We start from the raw sequence: 6,077 nt of genomic DNA on the forward strand, positions 1-6,077 counted from the left end.
CGACGGCCAGTTTTGGTGAGCACTGGCCAGGGCCTCACCGTCTTCGTCGATCTCGTCCGGCGGCGGCGCGATGCGCACTCCGAGCTGGACCTGCTGCCCGAGCCGCCGGCTGAGTGCGTCGGTGATAGGTGCTCGCAGGTGACGTTCGATCTCGTTCTGGACGAAGCTGCTCGGCACCGACAGCAGAGCAAACCCCTCGACGATGGTGAGCGGCTGGACCAGATTCAGCCACGCGCGCTGCTGCGGTGTCAGCGGTGGAACATACGGCTCACCGTTGATGGCGGCGCTGTCGGTGGCTAGTTCGCCGTTGAGTTCGGAGACGACCGCGCTCCAGACCGTGGCGAAGCTTGATCCGGGGTCCTCGGTCAACGACGGGTCCCCCTGATTTGACGTCGAAGTACAACCGGTACCTGCGACAACGAACTGTCCACATGGTTATCCACAAGTGTGGACAGGACAGCCACTGCCATGCCGCAGCTTACCCCCGACAGCTTGCGGGATCGGCGCTCGATACAACCAACAGAAGTCAGCTGGCTAGCAGGCCGATCTGCCATCCTCGCTTCGTTGTCTAGCGCCGTTTCGGTATGAAACAGCACCGCCCGAAGCTAACAGTTTTCGTCGCTCACGGCCAACCGTTCTGCAACATTCGAAAGGCTTTGAAGAACATTGCTAGGCGGACCGGTGGCGGGTGTGACGTCAGTAAAGGATCAGCGTCTAGAGTGTCGATCGTTCTGGCCAGGTTTGACCGGGCGAACGCCGGTCAGTACCCTCATACAGTCGCCCGAAAGTCGGCGATACGGCTGCGATCCGAGCATCAAGCACGGAGGCTGCGCCGGGTACCAAGCGAGACACAAAGCCTATCGAGGCGTCGTGTGGGAAAGCATGACCCACCGGCCCGGGGAACCGGGTCGAACACGATGCCAGATGCAGCAAGGAGAGAGTCGTGGCAAAGGGCAAGCGGACCTTCCAGCCGAATAACCGGCGCCGTGCCCGCGTGCACGGCTTCCGTCTGCGGATGCGGACCAGGGCCGGCCGGGCCATCGTGTCGAATCGGCGTGGCAAGGGCCGTCGCTCGCTAACTGCTTGATATCCGACCCCGGTGGGACAGCGGTGCTTTCCGCGCGGAACCGCATGACGCGGTCGACCGATTTCGACGCCACGGTCAAGCACGGGAAGCGAGCTGTGCAGCCGGATCTGGTGATCTATATGCGGCGCGCGACAGGTGACCCGAAGCTTGGACTGATCGTTTCGCGATCGGTCGGATCGGCCGTGCAACGCCATCGACTGTCCCGTCGTCTCCGCCATGTGGCGCGTGACGTGATGGATGGATGCGACCGGTCGGAGCACATCGTGATCCGTGCGCTGCCCAGCAGCCGGGACGTCGTCTCCGCCAGATTGGGCGAGGAGCTACGGGCCGGTTTGCGGCGTATCGAGACGATGGGGTCCAAGCGGTGAATGACATAACGTCACGGTGCGCTCGATCCGTACGACGCGCCGAGTCGATGGTCATCCGTGGGTTGATTTTCGTTATCCAGCTTTACCGGCACATGGTGTCGCCGTTGCGACTGCCGACATGCCGTTTCACCCCAACCTGTAGTCAGTACGCGGTGGACGCGCTGGCGGAGTTCGGCTTGGTTCGGGGGAGTTGGTTGGCCGCCGTCCGGTTGGCCAAATGTGGTCCGTGGCATCGGGGAGGATGGGATCCGGTACCGGAGCGCCGGGGAGCCGGGGTCCAAGACTGGGTCGCCCCAGCACCGCTAGGGAAGAGTGATTCTGTTGTCCTTTGATCCGTTCAGCCTCGACTATTTCTATTACCCGGTCTCGGCGATCATGTGGCTCTGGTACAAGGCCTTCTCGGCGGTACCAGGCCTGGGCCCGGCGAGCTTCTTCACCTGGACGCTGTCGGTGATGTTCCTCGTGTTCACCCTGCGCGCGATCTTGTACAACCCGTTCGTCCGCCAGATCCGCACCACCCGCCAGATGCAGGAGCTGCAACCACAGATCAAGGCGCTGCAGAAGAAGTACGGCAAGGATCGCCAGCGGATGGCGCTGGAGATGCAGAAGCTGCAGAAGGAGCACGGGTTCAATCCCATCCTGGGCTGCCTGCCCATGCTGGTGCAGATCCCCGTCTTCCTCGGCCTGTATCACGTACTTCGGTGCTTCAACCGGACCTCGACCGGCATCGGACAGCTGGGTCTTTCGCCCGAGCGCAACCGCGAGTTGGGCAACTATGTGTTCAGCGTCGCGGACGTGAACCACTTCCTCAACGCCAACCTGTTCGGCGCACCGATCGGCGCCAGCATGACGCAACGCGGAGCCAGCCTCGAGGCGTTCAGTGAGTTCAGTCGGCCGGCCGTCGCCGCCGTCGGCGTGCCGGTGATGATCCTGGCCGGCATCGCGACCTACTTCAACAGCCGCGCGTCGGTGGCCCGGCAGAGCGTGGAGGCCGCGGCCAACCCGCAGACCGCGATGATGAACAAGCTGGCGTTGTATGTGTTCCCGCTCGGCGTGGTGGTCGGTGGGCCGTTCCTGCCACTGGCGATCATCTTCTACTGGTTCGCGAACAACATCTGGACCTTCGGGCAGCAGCATTACGTGTTCCGGATGATCGAGCGCGAAGACGAGGAAAAGAAGCGTGAGGCGATCGAGCGGCGGTCCGCGAACGCGCCGGCGCCCGGTGCCAAACCGAAGCGGTCGACGCGAAATCCGTCGGCCGGCGGTAATGGTGCGTCGGCGAGCGACAGTGCTGAGGGGAACGGTGCGGCCGCGGATTCGGCCGCGGGCGGCGAGCCAGTCAGCCGCGCGCCACGGCCGGGCGCGAAGCCGAAGAAGCGCAGACGCTAACCCACGGGCCCGCCGAAGCGACGCGGCGGTTCTGCGGTGCGATCGGACGACAGACTTAACCGGGCGAGGCCCGGGTACGGGAAGGGAAAGAAGCAGATATGACCGATGTCGAAACCAACGGACCTGCCACGCATGAGGCGACGACGCACGAGGACCTGGAGGAGGCCGTCAACGGCTCCGCTCCGGCCGAGGGCGACGGCGAGGGCGATCTGGAAGAGCGCTTGGTCGCCGAGGGAGAAATCGCCGGCGACTACTTAGAGGAACTGCTCGACCTGCTGGACTTCGATGGAGACATCGACCTGGACGTGGAAGGTAGCCGCGCGATCGTCAGCATCGACGGCAGCGACGACTTGGCAAAGTTGGTGGGCCGCAAGGGGGAGGTGCTGGATGCGCTGCAGGAGCTGACCCGGCTCGCGGTGCACCAGAAGACCGGAGTGCGCAGCCGGCTGATGCTCGACATCGCCAGCTGGCGCCGCCGCCGCCGCGAGGAGTTGGCCGCGCTGGGCGACAAGGTTGCCAAGCGGGTGCTCGAAAGCGGCGAACGCGAGGAACTCGCACCGATGACGCCATTTGAGCGCAAGATCGTCCATGACGCCGTCGCAGCGGTCAGCGGGGTCCACAGCGAGAGCGAAGGCGTCGAGCCAGGGCGCCGAGTCGTCGTCTTGGTCGACTGAGCGAGCACCGAGTTACACCTATGTAGTTCGGGCGCGCGCCGGCAGCGGGCACGGAACGGGAGGGATGTTTCACGTGAAACATGTCGATTCCCGTGACCGCGCTGTAGTCGTAGTACCACCACCGCCCGATGCCGCGGGCAAGATCTTCGGCGACCGGATCGGTGTCGCCGAGCGCTACGCGGGGCTGTTGGCGGACATGGGAGTCGAGTGGGGACTCATCGGACCCCGCGAAGTCGAGCGGTTGTGGGACCGCCATCTTTTGAACTGCGCCGCGGTCACCGAGCTGTTGGAGCCGGGGGAGCGGGTGGCGGACATCGGTAGCGGCGCCGGCCTTCCGGGTCTGCCGGTCGCTATCGCGAAGCCTGAAGTCCGAGTGGTGCTGGTGGAATCGCTCTCGCGCCGCGCCGAGTTCCTCCGCATGGCCGTTGCCGATCTGGGTCTCGATGTCGAGGTGATACGCGGACGGGCCGAGGACGCCGCGGTCCGGGAGGCCGCCGGCGGATGCGATGCAGTCGTCTCCCGGGCGGTGGCATCGCTGGACAAGCTGACCCGGTGGAGCCTGCCTCTGCTTCGGCCCGGCGGCCGCATGGTGGCGATCAAAGGCGAGCGTGCCCGCGACGAACTCCTCGAACATCGGCGCGTGATGACCGCGTTGGGCGCATTCGATGCCAGGGTGGTGGAATGTGGCGCGAGCTGTTTGTCCCCACCGACGACGGTGGTGGTTGCGCGGCGAGGGAAGCCGGAAGCGGCCAGGCAACCGTCGCGCCGACGGTCGAAGAGGGAGAGCCTATGAATGCCCCAGATGACCCGTTCGGCCCGGGCGGCGCCGTGGATGTTTCACGTGAAACATCGGAGCTGGACACTCCAATCGGAGCGGCCGCCGAGCGCGCGATGCAAGTGCTCTCCAAGGCCTACCAGCCGTTGAACCGACCCAGCCAGCGCCGCCTGTTCACCATCGCCAACCAGAAGGGCGGCGTCGGTAAGACCACGACCGCGGTGAACCTGGCGGCGGCACTGGCCGTCCAGGGACTCCGAACGCTCGTGATCGATCTCGACCCGCAGGGCAATGCCAGCACCGCGCTGGGCATCACCGAGCGGCACTCGGGGACCCCGTCGTCGTACGAGGTACTTCTCGGCGAGATCAATCTGAAGGACGCGATGCGCCAGAGTCCGCACAGCGACCGCCTTTTCTGCGTGCCGTCGACCATCGACCTGGCCGGCGCCGAGATTGAATTGGTGAGCATGGTCGCCCGGGAAAACCGGTTGAAGACCGCGCTGGCCGAACTCGACACCGTCGACTTCGACTACGTTTTCATCGACTGCCCGCCGTCGCTGGGACTGCTGACGATCAACGCATTGGTCGCCGCACCCGAGGTGCTGATCCCGATCCAGTGCGAGTACTACGCGCTGGAGGGAGTGTCGCAATTGATGAGCAACATCGAGATGGTGAAGGCGCACCTGAATCCGCGGCTGGACGTCAGCACCGTGATCCTCACGATGTACGACGGACGGACCAAGCTGGCAGACCAGGTGGCCGACGAAGTCCGTCGCTACTTTGGAACCAAAGTGTTACGCACCGTGATCCCGCGCAGCGTGAAAGTGTCCGAAGCGCCGGGCTACAGCATGACCATCATCGATTACGATCCCGGGTCCCGCGGTGCGATGAGTTACCTCGACGCCAGCCGCGAACTCGCCGAGCGTGGTCGACCAGCCGCCGATGAAGGGGACCGTGGATGAGCCAAGCGTCGCGTAGAAAAGGTGGCCTCGGGCGAGGCCTGGCTTCGCTGATTCCCACCGGGCCGGCCGAAGGTGGCGAGGACCCAACGCCGCATGGGCCGCGACTCGGTGCCGCGGCCGCCGACGTGATGTTCGGCGGACCCACACCCGCCGGCGCCCCGACCGATATCGGCGCGGTCTACCGCGAAATCGATCCGGCCCTGATCGAGCCGAACCCGCGTCAGCCGCGGCAGGTGTTCGACGACGAAGCGCTCTCCGAATTGGTGCACTCGATCCGCGAGTTCGGCCTCATGCAGCCGATCGTCGTCCGCGCACTCGACGCGCCTAGTGGAGCGCGCTTCCAACTCGTCATGGGGGAGCGGCGCTGGCGCGCGGCCCAGACGGCAGGCCTGACCGCCATCCCCGCGATCGTGCGGGAAACGGCCGACGACAATCTGCTGCGTGACGCTCTTCTGGAAAACATCCACCGAGCGCAGTTGAACCCGTTGGAAGAGGCGGCGGCCTATCAGCAACTGCTCGACGAGTTCGATGTCACCCACGAAGAACTCGCCGCCCGGATCGGTCGGTCACGCCCGCTGATCACCAACATGATCCGGTTGCTGCGCTTGCCGATCGCGGTCCAGCGCCGGGTCGCGGCCGGCGTGCTGTCGGCCGGGCACGCCCGGGCGCTGCTGTCGCTTGAGGCCGGAGGGGAAGCGCAGGAGGCCCTGGCCGCGCGGATCGTGGCCGAGGGATTGTCGGTGCGGGCCACCGAAGAGGCGGTCACGCTCGCCAATCGGAGCGAGCCGACACAGCCGCCGGCGCCGCGACGCAAGCCGATCC

General features: G+C 65.5%; 7 protein-coding genes and 2 pseudogenes. 8 read left to right on the forward strand and 1 reads right to left on the reverse strand.

Translation table 11 applies throughout. From position 1 onward, the window contains the following. Window positions 1–369, reverse strand: a pseudogene (locus VN856_RS04825) (chromosomal replication initiation protein DnaA); the annotation flags it as partial. 574 nt (window positions 370–943) lie between these two features. On the opposite strand from VN856_RS04825, the gene rpmH reads away from it, so the two are divergent. From rpmH to VN856_RS04865, 8 genes and pseudogenes are all read left to right on the forward strand, one after another. Next, a complete protein-coding gene (rpmH, locus tag VN856_RS04830) occupies window positions 944–1,087 on the forward strand; it encodes a 50S ribosomal protein L34 (RefSeq protein WP_293001408.1) in 144 nt (47 codons plus the stop codon). Window positions 1,088–1,110: 23 nt separating this feature from the next. Then, complete coding sequence (rnpA, locus tag VN856_RS04835) at window positions 1,111–1,455, forward strand: ribonuclease P protein component (protein ID WP_325686690.1); 345 nt, start codon at window positions 1,111–1,113, stop codon at window positions 1,453–1,455. Between the two features lie 47 nt (window positions 1,456–1,502). After that, window positions 1,503–1,787: a membrane protein insertion efficiency factor YidD gene (yidD, locus tag VN856_RS04840; RefSeq protein WP_325686698.1), complete on the forward strand. Its 285-nt coding sequence runs from the start codon at window positions 1,503–1,505 to the stop codon at window positions 1,785–1,787. Continuing rightward, complete coding sequence (yidC, locus tag VN856_RS04845; protein ID WP_325686700.1) at window positions 1,771–2,844, forward strand: membrane protein insertase YidC; 1,074 nt, start codon at window positions 1,771–1,773, stop codon at window positions 2,842–2,844. The genes yidD and yidC overlap by 17 nt, the downstream gene beginning before the upstream one ends. 142 nt (window positions 2,845–2,986) lie before the next feature. Next, window positions 2,987–3,518 (forward strand): annotated as a pseudogene (locus VN856_RS04850) (protein jag); the annotation flags it as partial. Window positions 3,519–3,582: 64 nt separating this feature from the next. Then, a complete protein-coding gene (rsmG, locus tag VN856_RS04855) occupies window positions 3,583–4,311 on the forward strand; it encodes a 16S rRNA (guanine(527)-N(7))-methyltransferase RsmG (protein WP_325686694.1) in 729 nt (242 codons plus the stop codon). Then, window positions 4,308–5,255 (forward strand): ParA family protein, encoded by a 948-nt coding sequence (locus VN856_RS04860; protein WP_414686871.1) that lies wholly within the window; start codon window positions 4,308–4,310, stop codon window positions 5,253–5,255. The genes rsmG and VN856_RS04860 overlap by 4 nt, the downstream gene beginning before the upstream one ends. After that, window positions 5,252–6,077, forward strand: an 826-nt coding sequence (locus VN856_RS04865) for a ParB/RepB/Spo0J family partition protein (protein ID WP_325686696.1), incomplete at its 3' end; no start/stop codon positions are given. The genes VN856_RS04860 and VN856_RS04865, both read left to right, overlap by 4 nt.

The sequence above is a fragment of the Mycobacterium sp. genome, assembly GCF_035603715.1.
In the GTDB taxonomy this organism is placed as follows: Bacteria; Actinomycetota; Actinomycetes; order Mycobacteriales; family Mycobacteriaceae; genus Mycobacterium.